The following is a 24,674-nucleotide window of genomic DNA, read 5'->3' on the forward strand; positions in this document are numbered from 1 at the left end:
ATGCGTCAGTGACGGGTAACTGGCGAACCACCATGTTCGCCAGAACGACGCTCCATAATAGATTTTTGGCAGTAACAGTATGAACCTCGAACGCGAAAGCATGGAATTCGACGTGGTGATCGTCGGCGGCGGTCCGGCAGGTCTTTCGGCGGCGATCCGGCTGAAGCAGGTCAATCCGGAACTGTCGGTCGTGGTGCTAGAAAAGGGAGCCGAAGTTGGCGCGCATATCCTGTCGGGTGCCGTGGTTGATCCCATCGGCATCGACCGGCTTCTGCCCAATTGGCGCGAAGAGGACGCCCATCCCTTCAAGACAGCGGTGACTGACGATCAATTCCTGGTGCTCGGCCCTGCCGGAAAACTGCGGTTGCCGAACGTGCTGATGCCGCCGCTGATGAACAATCACGGCAACTATATCGTATCGCTTGGGCTTGTCTGTCGCTGGCTGGCAGGCCACGCCGAATCGCTCGGCGTCGAGATCTATCCCGGCTTTGCCGCCACCGAAGCGCTCTATAACGATGACGGCGCTGTCATCGGCGTCGCCACCGGCGACATGGGCATCGAAAAAGACGGCGAGCCTGGGCCGAACTACACCCGGGGCATGGCGCTCCTCGGCAAATATGTGCTGATCGGCGAAGGCGTGCGCGGCTCGCTCGCCAAGCAGCTGATCGCCAAATTCGACCTTTCCAAGGATCGCGAGCCGCAGAAATTCGGCATCGGCATCAAGGAACTGTGGCAGGTCAAGCCGGAAAACCACCGCCGCGGCCTGGTGCAGCACTCCTTCGGCTGGCCGCTCGGCATGGCCGCGGGCGGCGGCTCGTTCCTCTACCACCTCGAAGACAATATGGTCGCCGTCGGCTTCGTCGTCCACCTGAACTACAAGAACCCCTATCTTTATCCTTTCGAGGAATTCCAGCGCTTCAAGACCCATCCGGCGATCCGCACCACCTTCGAGGGCGGCAAGCGGCTCTCCTATGGCGCCCGCGCCATCACCGAGGGCGGCTACCAGTCAGTCCCGAAGCTGACCTTCCCAGGTGGCGCGCTGATCGGCTGCTCGGCCGGCTTCGTCAATGTTCCCCGCATTAAGGGCAGCCACAATGCCGTGCTCTCGGGCATGTTGGCCGCCGAGAAGATTGCCGATGCAATCGCGGCGGGCCGCGCCAATGACGAAGTCGTCGAGATCGAGAACAAATGGCGCAAGACTGCGATCGGTAAGGACCTGAGACAAGTCCGTAACGTCAAGCCGCTCTGGTCGAAGTTCGGCACGCTTATCGGCATCGGTCTTGGCGGTCTCGACATGTGGACCAATACGCTGTTCGGCTTCTCCTTCTTCGGCACGCTCGGCCACGGCAAGACCGACGCCGCTTCGCTGGAACCGGCTTCGCAGCACAAGAAGATCGACTATCCGAAGCCGGACGGCGTTCTCACCTTCGACCGTCTCTCCTCGGTGTTCCTGTCGAACACCAATCACGAGGAAGACCAGCCTGTTCATCTGCAGGTCAAGGACATGGCGCTGCAGAAGTCATCAGAGCACGACATCTACGCCGGTCCCTCGACCCGCTACTGTCCCGCCGGCGTCTACGAATGGGTGGAGAAGGACGGCAAGGACACCTTTGTCATCAACGCCCAGAACTGCGTCCACTGCAAGACCTGCGACATCAAGGACCCGAACCAGAACATCAACTGGGTCCCGCCGCAGGGCGGCGAGGGACCTGTCTATCCGACCATGTGAAGGTTGTTACTTTCCAGGAGTTTACCAATGCTGAATTCAGAAATCGCCTCACGCCGCAACGACGCCGTATCCAAGGGCGTGGGCGTCACAACGCAGGTTTATGCCGAACGCGCAGAGAACGCGGAAATTTGGGATGTCGAGGGCCGGCGCTATATCGATTTCGCCGCCGGCATTGCGGTGGTCAACACCGGCCACCGTCATCCCAAGGTTATCGAAGCTGTGAAAGCCCAGCTCGACCGTTTTACGCACACCTGCCATCAGGTCGTCCCATACGAAAACTACGTGCGGCTAGCGGAACGTCTCAATGATCTCGTTCCAGGCGACTTCAAAAAGAAAACGATCTTCGTCACCACCGGCGCTGAGGCCGTTGAGAACGCAGTGAAGATCGCGCGGGCCGCGACCAATCGCTCCGCAATCATTGCATTCACAGGCGGCTTCCATGGCCGGACATTCATGGGTATGGCACTGACTGGAAAGGTCGTGCCTTACAAGACAGGGTTCGGCGCAATGATGCCGGACGTGTTTCACGTTCCCTTCCCTGTCGAACTGCACGGCACGTCCGTTGAGGACTCGCTGTCCGTCCTCGACAAGCTGTTCAAAGCTGACGTTGACCCGGCTCGCGTTGCGGCGTTCATCGTCGAGCCCGTCCAGGGTGAAGGCGGCTTCTACGAGGTCCCGCGGGCGTTCATGCTTAAGCTTCGTGAACTTGCGGACAAGCATGGCATCCTGCTGATTGCCGACGAGGTACAAACCGGCTTCTCGCGGACGGGTAAGCATTTTGCGATGGAGCACTACGGCGTCGCAGCAGATATTACGACGATGGCAAAGGGCCTCGGCGGGGGTTTTCCGATCGCGGCCGTCACCGGGCGTGCGGAAATCATGGACGCTCCCGGGCCCGGCGGTCTTGGCGGAACCTATGGCGGAAATCCGATTGGCGTCGCAGCCGGAAACGCCGTCCTGGACGTGATTGAGGAAGAGGGTCTCAATGAGCGGGCTGCGCTTCTGGGCAACCGGCTCAAACAGCGACTGCAGTCTCTCAGGGAGTCAGTCCCGCAGATTGCGGACGTTCGCGGCCTTGGGTTTATGAACGCAGTCGAGTTCAATCTGCCTGGTTCAAAGACGCCCAATCCCGACTTTACGAACAAGGTCAGGCAGAAGGCTCTGGACAACGGGCTGATTCTCCTCACGTGCGGCGTCTACGGCAATGTCATTCGTTTTCTAGCGCCAATCACAATTCCGGATGACGTCTTCGCGGAATCGCTCGACATCCTCGAAGAAAGCATTCGCGAAGCCGTGCAGGAGGGCTGATATGACGATCTCGAACAGTCTGACGTCGAAACTGAAGGATCCATCCCTTGCGGTGGACAAGGCCCTGATCGCGGGCGAATGGGTCGGTGCCGCCGATAGCGGCAAGACATTCGACGTGACCAATCCTTCAACCGGGGAAGTCCTCGCGACCCTTCCCGATATGGACCGGGGAGAAGCCAAGCGGGCGATCGATGCCGCCTACAAAGCACAAAAATCCTGGGCCAAGAGAACCGGAAAGGAGCGCGCGGCGATCCTTAGAAAGCTCTTCGATCTCATGGTTGGAAATGCCGACGACCTCGGGACTATTCTGACGCTGGAGATGGGAAAGCCGTTTGCCGAGGCCCGTGGAGAGATCCTTTATGGAGCCTCTTACGTTGAATGGTTCGGCGAGGAGGCTAAACGCCTCTATGGCGACGTCATCCCAGGCCATCTACCTGACAAGCGCATCATGGTCATCAAGCAGCCCGTGGGCGTCGTGGCAGCGATTACGCCTTGGAACTTCCCAAATGCCATGCTCTCTAGAAAGATGGCTCCAGCAATCGCTGCCGGTTGTGCGATGATATCGAAACCTGCCCGCGAGACACCACTGTCCGCTCTGGCACTCGGGCTGCTTGCAGATCGTGCCGGCGTTCCAGCGGGCATTTTCAACGTTATCCCCTCCAAGAACTCCTCGGCGATGGGATTGGAGTTCACCGAAAACCCTAAGGTTCGCAAACTGACCTTTACGGGCTCAACCGAGGTGGGCCGTATCCTCGCCCGCCAGGGAGCGGAGCAGATCCTGAAGCTTGGGCTGGAGTTGGGCGGCAATGCTCCATTCATCGTCTTTGATGACGCAGATCTAGACGCCGCCGTTGAAGGCGCGATGGTGTCGAAATACCGCAACAATGGGCAAACATGCGTATGCGCAAACCGGCTATACGTGCAGTCCGGCGTCTACGATGCTTTCGCGAAGAAATTGGCTGAGCGGGTTTCCGCCATGAAGGTCGGAGACGGCTTCGAACAGGGTGTCAACGCGGGGCCGCTGATCGACAAGAAGGCGCTTGCGAAGGTTGAGGAGCACATCGAAGACGCGTTGTCCAAAGGCGCGAAAGTTGCAGTGGGCGGTAAGCCTCACGATAGAGGCGGGCTGTTCTTCGAACCGACGGTTCTGACCGGTGTCACGGCGGACATGAAGGTTGCACGAGAGGAGACTTTCGGACCGGTCGCGCCGCTCTTCAAGTTTGATACCGAAGAAGAGGTCGTCGAATTGGCGAACAATACCGAGTTCGGCTTGGCCTCGTACTTTTACTCGAAGGACATCTCGAAGATTTTCCGTGTTGCCGAAGAACTGGAATACGGCATGGTCGGCATCAACACGGGGTTAATCTCGACTGAGGTCGCGCCATTCGGCGGCATCAAGCAATCCGGACAAGGCCGCGAAGGCTCAAAATACGGATTGGATGACTATACAGAAATCAAATACCTCTGCTTGAGCATCTGAGGATGGCGGGAGGCCGAGCGAGACGGCCTCCCCGTGTCCCCCCTGCCTGCCTCCTGGTTCCATATCCCTGACCGGCGCGGTTGCTTCAAGAGCTGCTGCGATACATGGGCCCTACCCGTTAATCCGCGTGGGTCGAGCAACCGGCTCATATTGATCGAGAACCGTGTAGCGATAGCGTGCCAGACCGGTCGAAATGACGTCCAGAAATCGCTCATCGGGCAGGCTCGATCTGTTCATTTTCATCTTTGACTTCTTGTGCCGCGGCTTCTACTAAGCCGCGCCGTCACTTGGCTCGAACCTATTTTTCAACCGGAAATTGCCGTCCGACCACGGACAATTTTCGAAGCCTCGATAGCGCCGAGATTCCGCGCGGGCCGTATAACAAACTAGCTAGACTAGCTCTTAGACTTATGCGTACATTCCAAATCGCGCCCGTACCTGAACTAGACTAAGGGAACACGGATGGACGGTTGCGCCAACCAGGAGGAATGACATGGAAGTTCCATTTGCTCGAAGCTTCAAAGCCCTCGCCATAATCCTTCCGGCACTGGCTGCCGGCGTGGTTAACGCCGGCGCTGAAGACCTGCCTGCGGTTCCCGAAATTGCGGCGAAGCTGCCGCCGTTGGTTAAGGAAGCAGGTGTCCTGCGCATCGCCATGCCGGATCAAGGCAAGCCATTCGCTTATAAGGTCGGCTCTGAACTCAAGGGCATGGATGTCGATCTCGCGAATGCCATGGCCGCGACACTTGGGCTCAAGCCGCAAGTAACCCTCATTCCGTTCGCCTCGGCACTGACCGGTCTCCAGGCGAACAAATTCGACATATCCTTTGGCGAATTCTACATCACCAGCGAACGTATGAAGGCCGCCGACTTCATCACCAGCTGGCAGACTTATGCAACCTTCCTTGTTCGCAAAGATTCGAAGTTCACTCCGGAGAAGGTCCCCGACGTCTGCGGTAAGAGTGTTGCCGCTATGACCGGGTCGGTGGATTTGGCTGCGTTGGAGAAGGCGAAGTCGTCATGTGCGGCGGCCCCGATTAAGGTCGAGGCGTTTCCGACAAGCAGCGCGGCGGTACTGGCGCTCGTCAGTGGACGAGTTGACGCCGTGAGGGCTGATATCGGCGTGGCCAGCGACATGATGAAGGCCAATCCGGGGATCGACAGAAGCGGCAGACTTGGTGGTGGCGTCTGCGCTATTGCCGTTGCGCGCAACGATAACTCGAAGCAGATGCTAGAGGCGAGCAAAGCGGCCCTCGACCACCTTATCAAAACAGGCGACTACACAAAAATCCTCGAAAAGAATGACACGGGATACGGGGCTATTACCGAAGCGACAATCTATGCCCAGGGCTCTAACCCGCCAGTCTATAAAGAGGAATAGCCACACTCTGGAGCTGCCTTATCGGATAGGCAGCTCCCTAGGTCCGGAGTTCGGACCCATGTCGCCTTGCCAGAATCGGAATGCGCCAAATGTCCTCCACCGTCTATTCGAGCTCAAAAACTTCCGAACATGTTGATCTGCCGGTTGTTCGTATGCGTCATTACGGACGCTGGGCGGCAGGAGCGATGATTGCGATCATATTTGCAGCGCTGGTCCGCTCTGCATTCACAAATCCTCGATTCCAGTGGGCTGTCGTTGGAGAATACTTGTTCGATCGGTCCATCATCGAGGGGCTGTACACGACGCTCTGGCTGACGGTGGCAGCCATGCTTATCGGTGTGGTCCTTGGAACTGTCATCGCGGTCATGCGATCATCCAAAAATCCTGTGCTGAACAAGTTCGCGACAGGATATGCGTGGATATTTCGCGGCACACCTCTCCTGGTGCAGTTGATCTTTTGGTACAATATCGCAGCGCTGTACCCACAGATCGAAGTTGGGGTGCCGTTCGGCCCGACATTTCTGAGCCTGGATGCCAACACATTCATCACCGTGTACGTGGCGGCGGTCTTGGGTCTGGGCCTCAATGAGGCCGCCTATATGTCAGAGATTGTCCGATCTGGCCTCAACGCAATCCCTCCAGGGCAGCGCGAGGCAGCCGAGGCGCTTGGCATGAGCAGTCGAAGAATTTTGGTCAGGATTGTTCTGCCACAAGCAATGCGGATTATCATACCGCCCACTGGAAACCAGCTGATCGGAATGCTGAAGACGACATCCGTCGTCAGCGTGATCGCGATACAGGAGCTCCTCTATTCCGCACAGCTGATTTACTCGACCACGTTCCAAACCATTCCGCTGCTCATTGTGGCTTCGATTTGGTACCTTCTGATTACAACGGTCCTATCAACTGGCCAATTCTTTCTCGAGCGCCACTTCGGTCGAAGTGACGCAACTGCTGCCACAGCGCCGAGGATCGAGGAAACCGGGAGCCCAGTGAAATGACGGCTAGTGAAAAATGTTTCGGCGGTTCTGCCGTCTCGGCACGAAATGTAAGAAAACGTTACGGGAACCTCGAAGTCCTTAAGGGGATCAACTTCGACGTTGAATATGGCAAAGTCGCTTGCATCCTCGGCCCGTCAGGATCTGGGAAGAGCACCTTCCTGCGATGCATGAACCATCTGGAACCCCTCGACGGGGGCAGCCTCGCCGTAGCCGGGGAATTGGTCGGTTATCGCCAGCAAAATGGAAAGCTCTACGAACTCGGTCAAAAAGACATTGCAAAGGCCCGGTCAGACATTGGCATGGTCTTTCAAGGCTTCAATCTCTTCCCGCATATGACCGTTCTCCAGAACATCATTGAAGCACCGATTGGCGTGAAGAAGATCGCCCGTGAAGAGGCGGTCGATTACGCTCGCATACTGCTGAGGAAGGTTGGCCTCGAACATAAAAAAGATGCCTACCCACGTATGCTTTCGGGCGGCCAACAGCAAAGAGTTGCTATTGCTCGCGCCTTAGCAATGCGGCCTAAGGTGATGCTGTTTGATGAACCCACGAGTGCACTCGATCCCGAACTTGTCGGTGAGGTGTTGGGCGTGATGAAAGAACTCGCGAGGGACGGTACCACTATGGTGGTCGTCACGCACGAGATGGGGTTTGCACGTGAAGTCGCAGATACCGTCACCTTCATGGACGCCGGGTTGATCGTCGAGCAAGGCGCGCCCGACGAAATCTTCACGCGACCGCAGACCGAACGGGCGCAGGCATTCTTCGGTAAGGTCCGACGATGAGCTTGGTATTGCCCGCGCACGACGAGCAACTCAGACTATCGGCCTGGCATCAAAACTTAAACCCGTCGGGATCAACGGCTGTAGGCAAGCGGTTTCTTGAGCACGCTGCCCACACCCTCCGGCTTCGACAGCTGACGGTGTTCATCGAATATCATAGCGATCCGTTTCTGCATTAAATCGGGAGCCGCTGTGACCGCAGCGTTCTTTACATGGATGGAAAGGTGCTCTCCCGTGGCAAGCAAATTGTTCCCTTCGTCGAAGAGCCTGTGGAGCAAGTGTAGGCGTTTTTCGTCGTAACCGAGAATTTCGGTTTCACTCCAGAGTGGAGTGTGCAGTTTCGCCTCGGCGCGATGGCGTATATGCGTTTCAAGCGTAAAGTATGCACCATTTGTAGCATTACCAAAGTCGACGCCGAGCTCGCCATAAAGCGCGTCTGAACTTTCCCCGAAGACCTGCAGATACCTATGCTCCGTCATGTGACCATTGTAATCGAGCCAATCCGCCAGCACCTGTCCTCGCCATAGGCGAAGAGGTCCGCCCACTTCTTCGTTCATGCTAGTGCCTCCAGGATTTCCGCAGTCACGACATCGACTTCGCGCATTCCATCCACGGATATGAGCCGCCCCTGGTTGTAGTAGAAGTTAGAAAGCACGGTTGTACTTTCGCGGTACGACGCTAGACGCTTTCGCATGGTTTCCGGGTTGTCATCGGATCTAGGCTCCATTCCGTTCGCGATAGCGTCCCGGGCGCGCTTTTCGACCCGCTTTATCAACTGCGCCTCGTCAACGACAAGCTCGATGACAGCGTTGAGATGTTGGTGGCCCGCACTTAGGATATCGTCCAACGCTCGCGCCTGCGGCAAGGTTCGCGGGAAACCATCGAGAATGAACCCGTTTAACGCATCCGTCTCAGCCAACCTCTCCCTAACGCACCCGACAACTATGTCATCGCCCACGAGCCCGCCGGAATCGATAACCGCTTTCGCTTCGAGGCCCATGGGAGTTGACGCTCTCACCGCCGCGCGAAGCATGTCGCCGGTCGAAAGCTGGGGAATATCAAACCGCTCCATCAAGCGCTGGCCCTGGGTGCCTTTCCCGGCCCCTGGTGGCCCAAGCAGTATCAATCGCATCTGTCTCTCCTGTGTGAATCGACCTCCCTCGAACACGACCGCGTCATGCCTGGAGATGGCACCAGAGGATGAAAAGCGGGCGACCCGTGCATCGTATTGCGCAGAGTCGGCCAGCGCCGTTGAAGAGGATGTCGCCTTGTCCAGCTCCCAGCCAGTGTTCGTCGCCAAAGCGGAACTCGCCCATCGTCAGGGGGAGAAACACTTTTGAATGATATTGCCTATGATCGGGAAACCGTGTGTAGGGTGCCATCAACGTGAGGCCGACCCGCAGGTCAGTTCGATGTTCTGTCGCTTCCGGTTCAACAAGAAGCGCGTGTAAATGGCTCCGTCCAAAGTCTAGGCTTGCGAACGGTCCACCGCCACCTCGGGTCCACTCGATGCGATCCATAAGTCTTAGAAGACCGCGGGCCAGTGCCCCATATTGCCCCCCGTCTTGACAAAGCTTACGTAGGATCTCCCGCCCTGAATCTAGAAGTGGCTGCGGGGACGCGGGTGCGGTATCAGAAATCACGATCCCAGCACGGTCCAGCAGAGTCATGATCTTTCCGGCGTTGAACTTCGCCATGAGCGGAACGTTGTATGCAAGGAGAATATCGCCAAGCAACTGCTGGATTTCCGATAGCTCGACGGGCCGACCCACTCGTCGCGTTCGAGACGGCCGGGTCTCCATTAGACTTGAACCGGCGAGAAGCAGATCTTCTTGCCATTTTAGAGCTGCGCTCTTTCCAGCCAACGTCGCCATATCGATCTCAGAGTGCCTTGTGCAGTTCCGGCAGAATTTCGAAGAGATCCCCAACAAGTCCGTAGTCAGCTACCTGGAAGATTGGAGCTTCCTCGTCTTTGTTGATGGCGACGATGACTTTCGAATCCTTCATGCCCGCCAGGTGCTGAATCGCGCCCGAAATACCCACGGCGATATAAAGTTGTGGGGCGACAACCTTGCCGGTCTGACCGACTTGCCAGTCATTCGGCGCGTAGCCTGCGTCGACGGCGGCGCGTGAGGCGCCCACAGCGGCATTCAGCTTATCCGCAACAGGGAGAATAACTTCCTTGAACTTCTCTGAAGACCCCAGCGCACGTCCGCCAGCGATCACGACTTTAGCAGACGTGAGGTCGGGGCGATCCGACGGCGTGATGGAAATGGAAACCTCCTTGGAGAGGTCTGAAGGCAAAGATGCCGTCGGAAGAGCCTCGACGACAACGGATGGGCCTGGGGAGGCCGGGGAAAAGGCAGCCGTTCGCACGGTGATCACCTTTTTACCGTCGAGCGACTGGACCGTCTGGATGGCGTTGCCGGCATAGATCGGGCGCTTGAAGGTGTCGGCCGAGACGACTTCGATGATCTCGGAGATCTGCGCGACATCGAGCAGGGCTGCGACGCGCGGCAGGACGTTCTTGCCGGTCGAGGTCGCAGCCGCGATGATCGTGTCGTAGCCGCCCGCTAGTGAGACAATAAGGCCGGCCAGCGGCTCCGCAAGATTGTCCGTTTCGGCGAGCAATACTTTCGACACGCCCGCAAGCTGAGCGGCCGCGTCGGCAGCAGTCCCGGCGCCCCTGCCGGCGACGAGGATATGAATATCGCCACCGATCTTGGCGGCGGCCGTCAGCGTCTTGGCGGTCTGGTCGGAAAGCGTGGCGTTGTCGTGATCAGCCAGAAGAAGAATTGCCATGATGATTTATTCCTTTCTCGACGCTTAGAGAACGCCAGCGGACTTGAGCTTTTCGACGAGCTCAGCGACCGATGCCACCTTTACGCCTGCCGTGCGGCCCGAGGGTTCTTCGGTCTTCAGCACCTTGAGCTTCGGCGCGGTGGAAACGCCGAAATCGGCGGGCGCTTGTCTGTCGAGCGGCTTTTTCTTGGCCTTCATGATGTTCGGCAGCGAAGCGTAGCGCGGCTCGTTGAGGCGCAGGTCGGTGGTGACGACTGCCGGCAATTTGACGTCGATTGTCTGCAGGCCGCCGTCGACTTCGCGGGTCACGGTTGCCTTGCCATCGCCGATCTCGATCTTCGAGGCGAAGGTGGCCTGCGCGGTGCCCAGGAGAGCGGCCAGCATCTGACCGGTCTGGTTCGAGTCGTCATCGATCGCCTGCTTGCCGACGATGATCAGGCCCGGCCGTTCGGCGTCCGCGACGCCCTTCAGGATCTTGGCGACAGCGAGCGGTTCGACGGCGTCGTCGGTCTCGACGAGAATGGCGCGGTCGGCGCCCATGGCGAGCGCGGTGCGCAGCGTTTCTTCAGCCTTGGCCGGGCCGATCGAGACCACGATCACTTCCTCGGCCTTGCCGGCTTCCTTGAGGCGAAGCGCTTCTTCCACCGAGATCTCGTCGAAGGGGTTCATCGACATCTTCACGTTGGCCAGTTCTACCCCAGTGCCATCCGGCTTCACGCGGATCTTCACGTTGTAATCAACCACCCGCTTGACGGGGACGAGAATCTTCATGTCTGTCTCCACTTGGACGAACCGAATGAAAGGTGTGCGAAATGCCGGCCATCACTGCGAAGGGCCATATATACGCATTAGTACAAAGACATTCCGCTTAGTACAATACGGAAGATGCCACAGACCTCAAATTTTTTACTGTTTCACCCGAGGCGGCGGTTTTCGAGATATCGCGGGGGGCTGGAGGCATGAACGAGCTACGACCAGGCAAGACAAGGCCCTTGATCAGGTCCGCTCGGGGATCGCGCGTCGTTGGAGCCGGACCGAGGAAATACGCTTGCAAGTTGGCTTGTCGCCACAATGTTGCAGCTTTCGCGCACGCAAGAAACCATTCCGATTCTTCCGATGCATGGCGACGCTATGAGCGCGAGTTCCGTCCCGTCCTGTTGCGAATATGTCGACGGCATCGATAGTCGGCCGTCTGAAGTCATCAGGCGGCTGCGAGTCGCACGATTATCCCACGCAGGCGTAATCGAAGGCGGCTTGTCACCCACGCACTCTGCGTGCCGGAAAATGCAGGCTGCACCGGCACGGCGTAGCCTGCTTTTCGTTCGATTACTCTCGCACACTAACCGTGTCCGATAACCGCCTTGAGTTCCAGGTATTCGTTAAAGCCGTATTTGCCGTTTTCCCGCCCGTTGCCAGACTGCCGATAGCCGCCAAAGGGAGCCTTCGGGTCCACATCCGGCGAGTTGACGTAAATGGATCCTGCCCTCAACTCGCGTGCGAGCTTTCGCACCTTCTCCATGTCTTTACCTGTGATGTGTGCCGCCAGACCATATTCGGTGTCGTTTGCAATCCGAACAGCGTCGTCGAGGTCATCATACGCAATGATGCTGAGCACAGGTCCAAAGATTTCCTCTTTGTAGATTGTCATGCTTGGCTGCACGTCGGCGAATACCGTCGGCTTTACGAAATACCCGGCGCCAAACCCCTCTGGCCGGCCGAGGCCGCCCGTAACCAGCCGAGCCCCCTCCTCGATGCCGGATTTGATGCGCTCCTGAATGCTCCTGAACTGGTTTGCATTCATGACTGGACCAAGTGTGGTCTTCGGGTCGCTCGGAGGACCTACGACATTGGCTTCTGCCGCGGCGGCGGCGAGTTTGACCGTCTCATCGAGGCGACTCCGCGGAACGAGGAGCCGAGTTCCTGCATCGCATGCCTGGCCGTTGATGAAGAAGCAGTTTGCGATCGCGCTCTCAATCGCGCTCGGAAAATCAGCGTCATCAACAATAATGTTCGCAGACTTGCCGCCGAGTTCGGTAACGACACGTTTAACTGTATCAGCAGCGGACTTACTGATCTGAACACCAGCGCGCGTGGAGCCTGTAAAGGAAACCATGTCGATATCGGGGTGCCGGGAGATCGCGTCCCCAACGGTGGGACCGTCGCCATTGACAAGGTTGAACACGCCTGCCGGAACGCCGGCCTCATCCATGATTTCGGCGAGGATGATTGCGTCGAGTGGAGTTAGCTCACTGGGCTTAAGCACCATCGTGCATCCTGTTGCCAACGCCGGCAGAATTTTCGTGAATACCTGACCAATCGCAAAATTCCACGGCGTAATAAGGCCCACAACGCCGATGGGATCCTTGTAGACGGTCGTGGTGCCGATGTTCTCGACAAACTCGAATGTCCGGAGAATCTCGATTGTTTCGGCCGTATGTACTTTGCACCAGTCGAGCAGGCCGGTCGTGCTAAGGGAAATGGTCATTCCCATCTCCTGCGTAACCGTCTCGGCAATCTCGCGCTCGCGGCGGCGGAAAATCGCGCCAAGCTTCTCCAGCAATTCAATGCGCTCGCTCACCGATGTCTTCGAGAAAATTGGGAATGCGCGACGGGCGGCCTTCACCGCTTCGTCGACATCAGCGGCGTTCCCCATGGCCACCTTTGCGTAGACTTTCTCGGTCGACGGGTCGATGAGTTCGCGGGTCTCACTGGAAATTGGCGCTACCCATTTTCCATCGATATAGAACTTACTCGCGTTTTCCATGATGTTCCTCTTTCTTGTCTTTCGTCTCGCTCCTGGAGAGAGCGGATCTCAGCTACCGGCTTATGCGGAGGCGCCCGCAAACATACTGTGGCGTATCTCTACATCCCGGACCGTAGGTTGTCCACATCCTTGCGCTTTTTGCGAGGAAAATCCTTCGGTGATCGGCTGGTCATCTCGAAAGCGATCCTCATGGATACGGTCTTGCCGAGGATCCCGTTGCCGATCTCACAACTTTGCCAGGGTTCATATGCCCCGCCGGATCGAGGGCTTTTTTTATCGCTTTCATAACAGCGAGCTTGCCGGGGTCACCGTACTTATCGAGAAGGTCGAGTTTTATCCGGCCAATTCCGTATTCGGCGCTGAAGGACCCGCCCATCTCCGCGACCAGCTTGTAAATAAGCGGAGAGACCATCTCCTCGAATGAAGATTTGAAAGCGCCGGTTACTGCCCCTTTAGGAGGAACGACGTTGAAATGGACGTTTCCGTCCCCGACGTGACCATAGACTGAAAGGATCGCCTCCGATGAATGAGTGCGCACGATCCCTGATGCCTCCTCGATGAAGCTAGCAAGGCGGGAGGTCCTGACCGAAACGTCGTGTTTGACGGATCCTCCGTTCAAAACTTCTCCTTCAGGGATATTCTCCCTGAGATGCCAAAACTGCTTTCGGTGCTCTTCGTTTGCCGCGATTGCGCCATCCGTTACCAACCCGATGCTCATTGCGTCCTCCAAAAGAGCGTTGACCGCACCCGGGAGGTCGAGGAGGTGAGACGATGTTGCTGCCTCTAGCAGTATGTAGTGCTCGCTCGCCTCCTCAAGGGGCCGCCGAAGATGGGGCCGCTTTTGAAGAAGCAGTTCCAGCGAACTGTTCGAAACGTATTCGAAGGAGGTGACTGCATCACCGGTGAACTGCTGAGCTTGATCGAGAAGCGCTGACAATTCAGAAATGTCGGAAATTGCGAGAAAAGCCGTCACCACCTGCTTAGGCTTTCTCACCAGCTTCAACGATGCTCCCGTTATGATGCCGAGGGTGCCCTCGCCTCCTATGAACAACTGTTTTACATCATAGCCGGAGTTGTTTTTCCTCAGCGGGCTTAAGTCGCTCATCAGCGAACCGTCGGGTAGCACCACCTCGAGGCCGAGAACCAGCTCCCGCGCCATTCCATATCGGACAACGTTGATCCCGCCAGCATTCGTGGAAATGTTTCCACCAATCTGGCACGACTGCTGGGATCCGAGGCTCAAGGGCAACATCAGGTCTTTGTCTGCGGCGGCGTCTTGCAGTTGGCTGAGCACGCACCCGGCATCGACCGTCATTGATAGATTGCCGGCGTCGATCTCTCGGATCTTGTTCATGCGCTCCAGGCTGACAACAATTTCGCTTCCGTCATCGCTCGGCGTAGCAGACGTACAGTAGCTTGTATTACCGCCTTGGGGCACGACCGAAACGGCGCGCGCGCGCAGCGCCGCGACGATCTGTTGAATTTCGCTCACAGACCGCGGTCGAAGGACGGCTGGAGTTCGACCAATATAAAGATGTCGAAAATCAGTGGTATATTTGCTTACGATATCCGGATCGCGAACGACGATCTCAGGAGGCAAGTGGGCGAGTACGTCGTCGATTTCCATCATTGATCTATCCCTCGTCTGTAAGTCGCGCCGTTGGCCAGCTGGTCGATCGATCCGAAAGACCGGCAACGAACTGGCGAGTGTCTGACGGCGCTTGACACATCAGCGCGGCGATCTATTATGTACGCATTGGTATAAAATTTGTCTGACCAGTACAAGGGGAATCTTTCCGATGATCGACGTCACTCGAAGAACGTTCATGCAAGGCACGGCAGCGGCGATGCTCGCGTCCGTCGCTTACCGCCCGGCAATGGCGGCTCCGAAACGCGGCGGCAATCTTCGGATCGGCCTTGCGGGAGGATCTTCTCAGGACAATCTCGACCCTGCCAGCGTGGTCTACGATACGGCGTATCTGACCATGGCCACCGCTCGAAACACGTTGACCAACGTCGAGCCCAACGGCGACCTCTCACCAGGTCTCGCTGTCAAGTGGGAGCCGTCCGCCGACGTTACACAGTGGACGTTCGAGATCCGCCCCGGCGTCACTTTCCACAGTGGCAAGAAGCTCGAACTTGAGGACATCATCGCCTCGATCAACCTACATAGGGGCGCCGAGTCGACCTCTCCCGCAAAATCCTTGCTTGACCCGGTGACCGACATCGTCGCTGACGGCAATAACAAGATTGTCGTGAAGTTGAACGGGCCCAATGTTGACTTCCCCGCAGTTCTGACCGATCTGCGGCTGGTCATCGTGCCTGCCAAAGACGGGAAGGCGAATCGCCAGACGATGGATGGAACCGGGCCTTATGTTATTGAGAGCTTCGAGCCGGGCCAGCGAATTCGGTTCAAACGAAACCCCAACTATTGGAATGCCGAGAAATCCGGGTTCTTCGACACCGCCGAGGTGATCATCATCACTGATGCGGCCGCGCGAATGAATGCATTGCGTTCAGGACAGGTCGATGTGATCAATCTCGCGGACCTGAAAACGCTCAATATGCTTAAGCGAGTGCCGGGGATCAAGGTCGAGGATGTTCCAAGTGGCCGTTTCTATATCTTCGGCATGATGTCGGATTCCGCGCCCTTCACCGACAAGAACGTACGTCAGGCGGTAAAGTACGCCGTCAATCGCCAGGAGATGGTTGATAAAATTCTGCTCGGACATGGAACGGTGGGGAACGATCAGCCTCTCGACCGGGCGCAAAAATATTTTGATAAGAGCCTGCCGCAACGAGAGTTTGACCCTGAAAAGGCGAAATTTTACCTCAAGCAGGCCGGGCTTTCATCTCTCAAAATCCCGCTCAGTGTCTCCGAGGCAGCTTTCCCAGGTGCGGTTGCGGCAGGGTCTTTGTATGCCGCTTCCGCCGAACAGGCAGGGATAACTATCGATGTGACACGTGAACCGGACGACGGGTACTTCGAAAATGTCTGGATGAAGAAACCCTTCACGGCAGACTACTGGACGAAGCTTGCCTCAGCGGATGCACAATTTACTCAAGGCTACGCGCCTGGTTCTCCATTCAACGAGACGCACTTCGATAACAAGCGTTTTAATGATCTGCTTGTGCAGGCCCGGGCGACACTGGACGAAGCCAAGCGTTCAGAAATGTATTCCGAGATGCAACATCTGATCCACGAGGAAAGTGGCGCGGTAATCCCGATGTTCGCAAACTATGTCTGGGCAACGAAAGCGAACGTTATGCATCAGCCGGAACTTTCGACCAAGGGCGACCTGGATGGCTTCCGTTGTATCGAGCGGTGGTGGTTCGAATAAGGGTTTCAGTCAGGCAGCAGAACATCGCGGCCTGATTTTTTTCAAGGCATGATTGATCGCCGCATCGAAGGCTCGTGTATCGCGATGGGCTCTGCACGGAGCGATCCTAGTCGATGGGACAAGAGGGTATAGGTGTAAGCCCACTTCTGCGGTGACTGTGTCCATCGGGGGGAGAGGCATGCGCCGGAGCCTTTTCTGCGGCGCTGACCGGATTGACGAAGTTGGACAATTGTCCTTGACGTCCACCCGAGTTGGAATACACTGTCCCGTACAAAAAGATACCACTAAGGATATCATGTAAAAAAGGGGATCAGACCATGATTGAAATTTCACGTAGAACGATCTTGAAAGCGACGGGCGCTGCCGTCATCGTGAGTGCCCTTTCGGGACAAGCGTCGGCCGCACCAAGGCGAGGCGGTCATCTGCGCGTAGGCCTCGCTGGCGGAACGTCAACAGATACCCTTGACCCGACGGCTACACCGGTCGACTCTGGCTTTTTGACCTTGGCAACGATGAGAAGCACGCTCGTTGGAATGGATTCCAAGGGTGAGCTTGTTCCCAACCTCGCGGAGAGCTGGGAGCCCTCGAAGGACCTGACGCAATGGGTTTTTAATATCCGCAAAGGCGCAACTTTCCACAGTGGCAAGACCGTGACCGCCGACGATGTGGTCGCGTCACTCAACCTCCATCGCGGAGATGAGACGGCATCGCCGGCTAAGGCGTTGCTGCAGCCCATTACCAAGATCGCCGCCGATGGGCCGAATCGGGTCGTGATCACCCTCGAGAGCCCGGACGTCGATTTTGCGAGCCTTCTCAGGACGGACTTCCTTGTGATCTTGCCGTCGAAGGGCGGTACCGTCGACCGGGCCAGCAAGGACGGTACCGGACCGTATTCGCTTGAGAGCTTCGAGCCTGGACAGCGCATGCGCTTTACGCGCAACGCAAACTACTGGGACCTCGATAACTACGGATTCCTGGACTCCGCCGAGATCGTTATAATCGCGGACGCCGCTGCCAGGATGAACGCTTTGCGCTCAGGCCGCGTGGACCTGGTTAACTCGGTCGACCTCAAAACCGCTGGTATGCTGAAACGTGTGCCGGGGATAAAAGTGGAGGACGTGCCGAGCGGGCTCTATTATGGTCTCCCCATGCTCACGGACGTGGCTCCCTTCAACGACAATAATGTTCGCCTTGCCCTAAAGTATGCGATTAATCGGCAGGAGATCGTGGATAAGGTTTTGCTCGGCCACGGAACCGTTGGCAATGACCATCCCATCTTCAAGAATGTGAAATACAGCGCTACTGATATCCCGCAGCGCGAGTACGATCCGGATAAGGCCAAGTACTACCTGAAGCAGTCGGGACTAAACACGATCGACATTCCGTTGAATGTCGCTGAGATCGGATTCCCCGGCGCAACCGCAGCGGGCGAGCTGTATGCGGCTTCAGCCAAGGCCGCCGGCATCAACCTTAAGGTCAGCCGAGAGCCCGACGATGGATATTTCGAACGAATTTGGATGAAACAGCCGTTCTGCGCTGCCTATTGGCACCAGGCGATCACCGCCGATGCGCGGTTCACCGAAGCGTTCCTGCCCAAGTCGCCTTGGAATGAGACGCATTTCAGTAACCCACGCTTTAATGAGCTTGTGGTCACGGCGCGCAAAACAGTCGACGAGAACTCTCGTGCTGGGATGTATCATGAAATGCAAAAGATCATTCACGATGAAGGCGGGCTGGTGAACCCCGCTTTTGTAAACTACGTCTGGGCGATGACGGACAAAGTGCGCCGCCCTGAGGATCTGACCACCCTTGGAGACCTCGATTCCTTCCAATGCATCGCCCGTTGGTGGCTTGCAGCATAACCCCCTCCCCAACACCGGCAACTCGAGACGCGCAGCAAGCTATTGTTCGCATGCGCGTCTCGGATATCATTCGATCGGGCGGAAAGGTCGTGCCACAGCTGACCCTTAATTTGGTCCGTGAGATACCATACTGCTTCATGAGGTTCGCCAGCGAGGTGTGCTCACAGCGAAGACCGGGCAACCATCGCCTCGCTCATCACGAGCTGCATCTGTGTGAATGGCTCCCGTCAAACAAGAGGCTTATTTGGCGCGCGAAAGTCGGCGGCTGCATGCGTCGGGTCTGCATAAAGGTGGCTCATCTCGCTGCTGGTCCAGATCAGATTGAGGGACCGGGTTCATAACAAACTGACGCGCTCGAAGGGCCCGCAGCTCGGTGTCCTGAGCTCGTCTATCAACTGTCGCGTCATCCACGCCTTCACTGCCGCTGCACTTACGACCGCCAGCATCCATCTGATCCTGGCGATCGATACTTGTGCGTCGGTAGGTCTCCTCGCGGTCATCACCGCCCAAATGATCCTTGCCATTTTGTTTGCAAGGGCAATGGCTGCGAGTTTGATCGACCCGTTGATGGCGTCAGGGAACTATGACCAGTTTTCCGACGTGATTACGCTTTACCAATTCAGTCTGGGCGAGTGGAAGATCGCGCAGTGCAAATGTTTTTTCGATCAGGGGTCTCAACCGACCGGATGCGACATGATCTACAACGGCGCGGAACGTCTCTGGTGTGGGGCACGTAATCCCGAACATTTCCAGATCCTTGTAGATCAGGTCTCTAAGATCGATAGGTTGGATCGGCCCTCCGATAGCACCTGCCGTCGAGTAACGACCCCCACGGGCAAGCAATTTCAAACTGTCGGTGAAGAATGGGCCACCGACAACATCCGCGACGACGTGGACGCCATTTTCTCCGGAGATCGCTTCGATATCTGCCCGAACGTCTTTGCCTTCTCTCGCAACGAAATGATGCGCCCCGAGCGAGAGAACACGCTCTTTCTTTGCAGCGCCGGCAATGGCAATGACGCGTGCGCCGCGAATGAGTGAGAGCTGGATCAGCGCGGTGCCAACACCGCCTGCAGCCCCCGTTATGACCACCGTTTCGCCATTCCCCAGACGCGCCCGTGCAAGCATTTCTTCGGCGGTATCGTAAGATGTCGGAAACGTTGCCAGCTCGGCATCGCTCAGCGAACTATCGATTGAATAAGCATTCTCCGAGGGCACCGCGGTAAATTCTGCGAAGCCGCCGTCCCTGTCTCCGCCAAGATAAGCAATCAACTGCGCGCGCTCCGGTAGCGCAAGATCTCTCACCTGAGGATCGACGATCACCCGCTGTCCGATCCTGGAATCGTCAACGCCGGCACCGACCTTGATAATGGTACCAACTACCGCGGCCCCTTGAATACGCGGGAACAGAGCAGCCTGGGAGCTCCATGTTCCTTTTGTGTCGTTGTCATCCTCACCCTTGGCATCTGCGCCTCTGAGGCCGACATCCTCGGACAGACTTTCATTGACTGCGCGGTCATACCACCGAGTGCGCAAATTGATGTCGGTATTGTTGACCCCGCAAGCGCCAACCCGGATAAGCACCTCGCTTACTTCGGGCAGTGGAACTGCAACGTCGTCCCGATACTCGAGCTTGTCGATGCCACCATAGCCCGTGAGCAGAACGGCGCGCATTTTTTCGGGGACGGTTACCTTGGCATCCATGAGTATCTCCGCTTCTAAGAATGTTGGAGCCGTGAAAATAGAACAGCTCACATAGTCAACTTCAGTTCAGAAACCTTCCGCTCCGCGCGGCACGTACAGCGTCAGCGTTGGCTTGTCTGCCAGTTCGGGTTGACCCAGTAGGGCTCGTTCGATGGACTTAGCTGCGGACGTCCGAGACACAGATCCGCAGCTCTGTCTCCGATCATCATGGCCGAGGCATTCAGATTGGAGGTAACGACGACGGGCATAATAGAGCAGTCCGCCACCCGGAGGCCCTCCACGCCATGTACCTTTAGATCGGGACCCACCACAGCCTTGGGGTCGCTGCTTCGGCCCATCGCACAAGTGCTTGCTATGTGAAATGCCGTTGTGGCGCGTTTGCGGATCCAGGCATCCAGTGCCTCCTTGCTCTGGACCGCCTCTCCAGGTTCAATCTCCGCGCCTCTAAAAGCTTCGAAAGGAGCAGTGCCAACGAGCTCACGAACCAGGGCGATCGCTTCCCGGAACGTCTGCATGTCTCGTTCGTCGGACAGATAGTTGAACTGAAGCAGGGGCATTTGTGAGGCGTCTTTGGAGCGAAGACGCAATGTCCCGCGGGCAAAAGAAGTCTCCGCAGTACAATGGATCTGGAAGGCTTCCTGCGGATGCGGCTTAAAAGTGTCGTGCGAGATGCTTAGAGGGAAAAATTCAAATTTGAGATTGGGCTTTGATAGACCGGCTCTTGTGCGGATGTAGGCGCTCACCTCAAACTGGTTGCTCGCTGCAACGCCTTTCTTAAACAGAAACCAGTTTACGCCGACCAGGCCCTTGTTCGGCCATGCCGCAGCCCGTCTCAGGCTAACAGCTTGTTTGCAGGAGAACTGAACCGGAAGATCAAGATGATCCTGAAGGTTGCTTCCAACTCCGGCAGCATTGTGAACCACAGGAATTCCGTGCTTGAGCAGTTCCTCTGCGGGTCCGATACCCGAAAGCTGAAGAATGTGAGGAGTGCCGACACCCCCGGCGCAGAGGATGATCTCGCGGTGTGCGGTGAACGTCAGGGAGCCGTTGTTCATCCTGCACCGAACGCCAACTGCACGCTTTCCTTCCAAGATCACTCTTTCGACAAGTGCTCTCGGGGTGATCGTCAGGTTCGAACGAGATCGTACCTCACGGTTCAGAAATGCCGCCGCGGCTGTATTCCGTTGACCATCGATGATGGTTTGCTCAGCGACGCCAAAGCCCTCATGTTGAGGCCCATTTATATCGTCAGAAATGGGATAGCCGAGTGCCCTTCCCGCTTCGAGGAACGCCGCGTTCAGCGGATTGTTTGGCTTTGGCCGCGTCACGCGCAGCGGCCCCGTTCTGCCCCTGTAGCGGTCATCGCCTGCCTTGGCGGTTTCCATCCGCCTGAAGTACGGGAGAACATCGGCGTAACCCCAGCCTGTACATCCATGCTCGTCGCGCCACTCGTCGTAGTCTTGCGGATTGCCTCGCGTGTACACCATCCCGTTGATCGCCGAAGAGCCGCCAATTACTCTGCCGCGGGGATGGCTCATCGTTCTTCCGTTGAGACCTTTTTCGGCCTGGGACTCAAATCCCCAATTGTACTTGGTAGAGGTCAGAAGACTATCGACGGCAAGAGGCATCCTGATCTGCCAGGGGCTGGCGTCCGGCCCGGCTTCGATCAGGAGCACCGATACTGAATGGTCTTCGCTGAGCCGCGCCGCAAGGGCACATCCAGCCGATCCGCCGCCGACAACAATGAAGTCGTATTCTTTCAGCATGTAGCGACGCTCCCAAGAGTTCTTCAAGTTCCTCACGCCCGGTATCGGCGACAAGTCACCATCACAAACTGACGAGTAGGAATTTAGTCTAATTAGTATTCTCGGGGGCCGAAGGCGTCAAGTGCAGACCTTCGAATTCTCCGCTCGCCATCCCCCGGGGACTGCTACGTCCAGTTTTCGGATATCGGCGGCTACACGGCAGTTTTCTGGATTTTTTCTGCTGTTGCAGTCGATGAGCCCGCCCGCGCACTTAGAATTGAAGACAGCCAACCGGTCTCCATTTTTGGAACCGACGAAAGCAGGAGTTCGGTATAGGGGTGACATGGAGGGTTCAGGACATCGGTCTTGAGACCCTGCTCAATGATCTTGCCGTCGTTCATCACGATAACTTCGTCAGCGATAGCACGGACCGTGTTGATGTCATGCGTGATGAACATATAAGTGACACCGGAGTCGCGTTGCAGATCAGTTAGCAGCTTGAGGATGCCCTCTTGAACCACCTGATCGAGCGCAGACGTCACTTCGTCACAGATAATGAGTTCTGGATCCGCGGCGAGTGCTCGGGCGATGCAGATGCGCTGCTTCTGCCCCCCCGAAAGCTCTGATGGCAAACGATCATAGTACGATGAATCGAGTTCTATCCGCTCAAGCAGCTTGACAGTTTCCGCAACGAGCGCAGCACCCTTGATGTTCTTGAATACCCGGATCGCTCGGGAGAGAATCTCGCCGACGGTGTGGCGTGGATTCAATGCTGTATCAGGGATCTGGTGCACGAGTTGGATCTTTTTCAGCACCGATCGGTCGCGACTTCGAAGCGAGCTTGGAAGCGGCCGTCCACAGTATAAGACCGAACCACTCGTGGGAGGGAACAATCCCGCGATTGAACGCGCAAGACTCGACTTCCCAGAGCCGGACTCGCCGACAACGCAGACAGTGCGCCCCTTAGGCAGCACGATATTGATGTCGTGCAGCACCTGGTGCGTCCCGTAGGATGCCGTAAGGTTCTGAACGGAGAGCAACGAGTCCTCTGACGTCGTCGGCTCCTTGTAGAGGTTCCGAACGGCCCAAAGGGACTTCGTATAGTCCTCTTTGGGCTCGGTAATCATCTCGTTCGTCGGCGCCTCTTCGACTGTGGTTCCGTACCGAAGAACCTTGATTCGATCCGCCATCTGGGCAACAACGGCCAAATCGTGGGTAATGTAAAGCGCGGCGGTGTGGTGGCGCTCGACCAACGACCGGATCGACGCCAAAACCTCGACCTGTGTGGTCACATCCAGTGCTGTGGTCGGCTCATCGAAAATGATGAGGTCCGGCTTACAGATCATGGCCATTGCGGTCATTATGCGCTGGAGCTGCCCGCCTGAGACCTGATGCGGGTAACGATAGCCGATCTCCTCCGGTTTGGGCAGATGTAGCTCTCGGTAGAGCTCGATCGCATCGGCCTCAGCCTCTTCACGGGACTTGATGCCTCTGCGAACCGCCGCTTCTATAGTTTGCGCAATAAGGCGCTTGGCCGGATTGAACGCCGCAGCAGCACTCTGCGCAACATACGCGATCCGGTTTCCACGAAGGTCCCGAAGGCGCTTTTCCGAACAGCGCGTAAGATCCTCGCCATCGAACAATACCTGGCCGCCAACGATCTTGCATCCGGGTTTGGCATAGCCCATTGCCGCGAGACCAAGTGAAGATTTTCCCGCTCCCGACTCTCCGATAAGGCCGACAATCTCTCCGCGCTTAACCGTGAGGTCAACGCCCTTTACAATCTCGTGCCAGCGGTCGTTGCTGTACCCGTCGATCCGCAGGTCTCTGATCTCGAGAAGATCGCCGCCTTTGGAGCGCGTATCGAAGCTGCGTTTATCATTGCCCATTTTTAAGCCCACTCAGATTATGCAAGAGCCAGTCGACAACAAAATTTACGGCTACCGTCAGAAGGCCGATGGCCGCTGCGGGCAGAAGTGGGGTGACGTCGCCGTAGGTGATCAGTGTCGCGTTTTCGCGCACCATGGATCCCCAGTCGGCTGTCGGTGGTTGTATGCCAACGCCGAGGAAGGACAACGCTGAGATCGTCAGGAAGACGAAGCAAAAACGTAGACCCGCTTCCGCGATGAGCGGAGGCATAATGTTCGGAAGAATTTCATTGAAGACGATCCAGTGCGAGCGCTCGCCACGTAGTCTGGCTGCTTCAATGAATTCCAGCGATGCCACCGACAAGCCGCTGGTGCGTGCCAATCTGAAGAAATTGGTCGAGTCCAGGACAGCGATGATGAGGATAAGGCTCCAGACGTTTGATCCAAAGATTGCCAGAAGCATCAGCGAGAAAATCAGACCGGGGATCGACAATACGATATCGACTGATCGCGAGAGGACTTGATCGACCCATCCCCGGAGCAAAGCGGCCACGACCCCAAGCGAGACCCCGATGAAAAAGGACAACGCAGTCGTCAGGACCGCAATACCAAGGGTGTTCCGTGCACCGTAGACCAGACGAGTGAAGACGTCGCGGCCCAATTGGTCTGTTCCAAGAAGGTACTGCTCGCTCCAAGGTGCGAATGGTTCGGGGAATACCTGCGCTTCGCCATAGGGAGCAATCAGGGGAGCGAACAGAGCCACGGCAACATAAGTGGCTACAACGACCAAGCCAAACCAAGCGCTGATTGGAGCGGTGATAAGGGCCTTGCGGAGCTTAGTGCGACGGGTACGGCCCGGTTTAAAGGGCGTACGCAGCGCGGGTGTAACGGTTTCGATGTTGTTCAT

General features: G+C 57.0%; 20 protein-coding genes. 8 read left to right on the forward strand and 12 right to left on the reverse strand.

Going from position 1 to position 24,674, the window contains the following annotated elements; all coding sequences use genetic code 11:
- Window positions 1-79: 79 nt before the first annotated feature.
- The 3 genes from AC1DCP_RS24820 to AC1DCP_RS24830 are packed head-to-tail and all read left to right on the forward strand — an operon-like array spanning window position 80 to window position 4,517.
- Window positions 80-1,729, forward strand: a complete 1,650-nt coding sequence (locus AC1DCP_RS24820; RefSeq protein WP_476774751.1) for an electron transfer flavoprotein-ubiquinone oxidoreductase — start codon at window positions 80-82, stop codon at window positions 1,727-1,729.
- 27 nt (window positions 1,730-1,756) lie between these two features.
- Window positions 1,757-3,037 (forward strand): 4-aminobutyrate--2-oxoglutarate transaminase, encoded by a 1,281-nt coding sequence (locus tag AC1DCP_RS24825; protein ID WP_476764368.1) that lies wholly within the window; start codon window positions 1,757-1,759, stop codon window positions 3,035-3,037.
- Window position 3,038: 1 nt separating this feature from the next.
- Complete coding sequence (locus AC1DCP_RS24830) at window positions 3,039-4,517, forward strand: NAD-dependent succinate-semialdehyde dehydrogenase (RefSeq protein WP_441360497.1); 1,479 nt, start codon at window positions 3,039-3,041, stop codon at window positions 4,515-4,517.
- 111 nt (window positions 4,518-4,628) lie between these two features.
- On the opposite strand, the gene AC1DCP_RS24835 is transcribed toward AC1DCP_RS24830, so the two are convergent.
- On the reverse strand, window positions 4,629-4,760 hold the full coding sequence (locus AC1DCP_RS24835; RefSeq protein ID WP_441360498.1) for a hypothetical protein: 132 nt from the start codon (window positions 4,758-4,760) through the stop codon (window positions 4,629-4,631).
- 250 nt (window positions 4,761-5,010) lie between these two features.
- Here AC1DCP_RS24835 and AC1DCP_RS24840 point away from each other — a divergent pair, with 250 nt between their 5' ends.
- From AC1DCP_RS24840 to AC1DCP_RS24850, 3 genes are all read left to right on the forward strand, one after another.
- Window positions 5,011-5,898, forward strand: coding sequence for a transporter substrate-binding domain-containing protein (locus AC1DCP_RS24840; RefSeq protein ID WP_441360499.1), 888 nt, complete (start codon window positions 5,011-5,013; stop codon window positions 5,896-5,898).
- Between the two features lie 89 nt (window positions 5,899-5,987).
- Window positions 5,988-6,899, forward strand: a complete 912-nt coding sequence (locus AC1DCP_RS24845; protein WP_441360500.1) for an amino acid ABC transporter permease — start codon at window positions 5,988-5,990, stop codon at window positions 6,897-6,899.
- On the forward strand, window positions 6,896-7,684 hold the full coding sequence (locus AC1DCP_RS24850) for an amino acid ABC transporter ATP-binding protein (RefSeq protein ID WP_441360501.1): 789 nt from the start codon (window positions 6,896-6,898) through the stop codon (window positions 7,682-7,684). The genes AC1DCP_RS24845 and AC1DCP_RS24850 overlap by 4 nt, the downstream gene beginning before the upstream one ends.
- A 71-nt stretch (window positions 7,685-7,755) precedes the next feature.
- Here the strand turns inward: AC1DCP_RS24850 and AC1DCP_RS24855 are convergent, their stop codons facing one another.
- The 7 genes from AC1DCP_RS24855 to AC1DCP_RS24885 form a co-directional block, all read right to left on the reverse strand.
- Window positions 7,756-8,238 (reverse strand): thioesterase family protein, encoded by a 483-nt coding sequence (locus tag AC1DCP_RS24855; protein WP_441360502.1) that lies wholly within the window; start codon window positions 8,236-8,238, stop codon window positions 7,756-7,758.
- Complete coding sequence (locus AC1DCP_RS24860; RefSeq protein WP_441360503.1) at window positions 8,235-8,813, reverse strand: adenylate kinase; 579 nt, start codon at window positions 8,811-8,813, stop codon at window positions 8,235-8,237. The genes AC1DCP_RS24855 and AC1DCP_RS24860 overlap by 4 nt, the downstream gene beginning before the upstream one ends.
- A 43-nt stretch (window positions 8,814-8,856) precedes the next feature.
- Window positions 8,857-9,555: a dimethylsulfonioproprionate lyase family protein gene (locus tag AC1DCP_RS24865; protein ID WP_441360504.1), complete on the reverse strand. Its 699-nt coding sequence runs from the start codon at window positions 9,553-9,555 to the stop codon at window positions 8,857-8,859.
- A gap of 7 nt (window positions 9,556-9,562) precedes the next feature.
- Window positions 9,563-10,483, reverse strand: coding sequence for an electron transfer flavoprotein subunit alpha/FixB family protein (locus tag AC1DCP_RS24870; RefSeq protein ID WP_441360505.1), 921 nt, complete (start codon window positions 10,481-10,483; stop codon window positions 9,563-9,565).
- Between the two features lie 24 nt (window positions 10,484-10,507).
- On the reverse strand, window positions 10,508-11,254 hold the full coding sequence (locus AC1DCP_RS24875) for an electron transfer flavoprotein subunit beta/FixA family protein (RefSeq protein WP_476764366.1): 747 nt from the start codon (window positions 11,252-11,254) through the stop codon (window positions 10,508-10,510).
- A gap of 568 nt (window positions 11,255-11,822) precedes the next feature.
- Window positions 11,823-13,247 (reverse strand): aldehyde dehydrogenase family protein, encoded by a 1,425-nt coding sequence (locus AC1DCP_RS24880; RefSeq protein WP_441360507.1) that lies wholly within the window; start codon window positions 13,245-13,247, stop codon window positions 11,823-11,825.
- A gap of 187 nt (window positions 13,248-13,434) precedes the next feature.
- A complete protein-coding gene (locus AC1DCP_RS24885; protein ID WP_441360508.1) occupies window positions 13,435-14,877 on the reverse strand; it encodes an FAD-binding oxidoreductase in 1,443 nt (480 codons plus the stop codon).
- A 169-nt stretch (window positions 14,878-15,046) separates the two neighbouring features.
- Here AC1DCP_RS24885 and AC1DCP_RS24890 point away from each other — a divergent pair, with 169 nt between their 5' ends.
- Both AC1DCP_RS24890 and AC1DCP_RS24895 read left to right on the forward strand, forming a co-directional pair.
- Window positions 15,047-16,588 carry an ABC transporter substrate-binding protein gene (locus AC1DCP_RS24890; protein WP_441360509.1) on the forward strand — a complete coding sequence of 514 codons (1,542 nt, stop codon included), beginning with the start codon at window positions 15,047-15,049 and terminating at the stop codon, window positions 16,586-16,588.
- A gap of 317 nt (window positions 16,589-16,905) precedes the next feature.
- On the forward strand, window positions 16,906-18,450 hold the full coding sequence (locus AC1DCP_RS24895; RefSeq protein WP_476774752.1) for an ABC transporter substrate-binding protein: 1,545 nt from the start codon (window positions 16,906-16,908) through the stop codon (window positions 18,448-18,450).
- 573 nt (window positions 18,451-19,023) lie between these two features.
- Here AC1DCP_RS24895 and AC1DCP_RS24900 read toward each other — a convergent pair.
- The 4 genes from AC1DCP_RS24900 to AC1DCP_RS24915 form a co-directional block, all read right to left on the reverse strand.
- Entirely contained in the window at window positions 19,024-20,154 is a 1,131-nt protein-coding gene (locus tag AC1DCP_RS24900; RefSeq protein WP_441360511.1) for an alcohol dehydrogenase family protein, read from the reverse strand.
- Between the two features lie 101 nt (window positions 20,155-20,255).
- Entirely contained in the window at window positions 20,256-21,920 is a 1,665-nt protein-coding gene (locus tag AC1DCP_RS24905) for a choline dehydrogenase (RefSeq protein WP_441360512.1), read from the reverse strand.
- A gap of 191 nt (window positions 21,921-22,111) precedes the next feature.
- The gene (locus AC1DCP_RS24910) at window positions 22,112-23,788 is read right to left on the reverse strand and encodes an ABC transporter ATP-binding protein (RefSeq protein ID WP_441360513.1); all 1,677 of its coding nucleotides are present in this window, start codon (window positions 23,786-23,788) and stop codon (window positions 22,112-22,114) included.
- Window positions 23,778-24,674, reverse strand: coding sequence for an ABC transporter permease (locus tag AC1DCP_RS24915; protein ID WP_476764365.1), 897 nt, complete (start codon window positions 24,672-24,674; stop codon window positions 23,778-23,780). The genes AC1DCP_RS24910 and AC1DCP_RS24915 overlap by 11 nt, the downstream gene beginning before the upstream one ends.

The sequence above is a fragment of the Agrobacterium sp. 10T429 genome, assembly GCF_056393925.1.

Excerpts from the sequence above, each read along its gene's own strand:
- AC1DCP_RS24820 (WP_476774751.1), top strand. The coding sequence starts at position 80 with ATGAACCTCGAACGCGAAAGCATGGAATTCGACGTGGTGATCGTCGGC.
- AC1DCP_RS24825 (WP_476764368.1), top strand. The coding sequence starts at position 1,757 with ATGCTGAATTCAGAAATCGCCTCACGCCGCAACGACGCCGTATCCAAG.
- AC1DCP_RS24830 (WP_441360497.1), top strand. The coding sequence starts at position 3,039 with ATGACGATCTCGAACAGTCTGACGTCGAAACTGAAGGATCCATCCCTT.
- AC1DCP_RS24835 (WP_441360498.1), bottom strand. The coding sequence starts at position 4,760 with ATGAAAATGAACAGATCGAGCCTGCCCGATGAGCGATTTCTGGACGTC.
- AC1DCP_RS24840 (WP_441360499.1), top strand. The coding sequence starts at position 5,011 with ATGGAAGTTCCATTTGCTCGAAGCTTCAAAGCCCTCGCCATAATCCTT.
- AC1DCP_RS24845 (WP_441360500.1), top strand. The coding sequence starts at position 5,988 with ATGTCCTCCACCGTCTATTCGAGCTCAAAAACTTCCGAACATGTTGAT.
- AC1DCP_RS24850 (WP_441360501.1), top strand. The coding sequence starts at position 6,896 with ATGACGGCTAGTGAAAAATGTTTCGGCGGTTCTGCCGTCTCGGCACGA.
- AC1DCP_RS24855 (WP_441360502.1), bottom strand. The coding sequence starts at position 8,238 with ATGAACGAAGAAGTGGGCGGACCTCTTCGCCTATGGCGAGGACAGGTG.
- AC1DCP_RS24860 (WP_441360503.1), bottom strand. The coding sequence starts at position 8,813 with ATGCGATTGATACTGCTTGGGCCACCAGGGGCCGGGAAAGGCACCCAG.
- AC1DCP_RS24865 (WP_441360504.1), bottom strand. The coding sequence starts at position 9,555 with ATGGCGACGTTGGCTGGAAAGAGCGCAGCTCTAAAATGGCAAGAAGAT.
- AC1DCP_RS24870 (WP_441360505.1), bottom strand. The coding sequence starts at position 10,483 with ATGGCAATTCTTCTTCTGGCTGATCACGACAACGCCACGCTTTCCGAC.
- AC1DCP_RS24875 (WP_476764366.1), bottom strand. The coding sequence starts at position 11,254 with ATGAAGATTCTCGTCCCCGTCAAGCGGGTGGTTGATTACAACGTGAAG.
- AC1DCP_RS24880 (WP_441360507.1), bottom strand. The coding sequence starts at position 13,247 with ATGGAAAACGCGAGTAAGTTCTATATCGATGGAAAATGGGTAGCGCCA.
- AC1DCP_RS24885 (WP_441360508.1), bottom strand. The coding sequence starts at position 14,877 with ATGATGGAAATCGACGACGTACTCGCCCACTTGCCTCCTGAGATCGTC.
- AC1DCP_RS24890 (WP_441360509.1), top strand. The coding sequence starts at position 15,047 with ATGATCGACGTCACTCGAAGAACGTTCATGCAAGGCACGGCAGCGGCG.
- AC1DCP_RS24895 (WP_476774752.1), top strand. The coding sequence starts at position 16,906 with ATGATTGAAATTTCACGTAGAACGATCTTGAAAGCGACGGGCGCTGCC.
- AC1DCP_RS24900 (WP_441360511.1), bottom strand. The coding sequence starts at position 20,154 with ATGGATGCCAAGGTAACCGTCCCCGAAAAAATGCGCGCCGTTCTGCTC.
- AC1DCP_RS24905 (WP_441360512.1), bottom strand. The coding sequence starts at position 21,920 with ATGCTGAAAGAATACGACTTCATTGTTGTCGGCGGCGGATCGGCTGGA.
- AC1DCP_RS24910 (WP_441360513.1), bottom strand. The coding sequence starts at position 23,788 with ATGGGCAATGATAAACGCAGCTTCGATACGCGCTCCAAAGGCGGCGAT.
- AC1DCP_RS24915 (WP_476764365.1), bottom strand. The coding sequence starts at position 24,674 with ATGAACAACATCGAAACCGTTACACCCGCGCTGCGTACGCCCTTTAAA.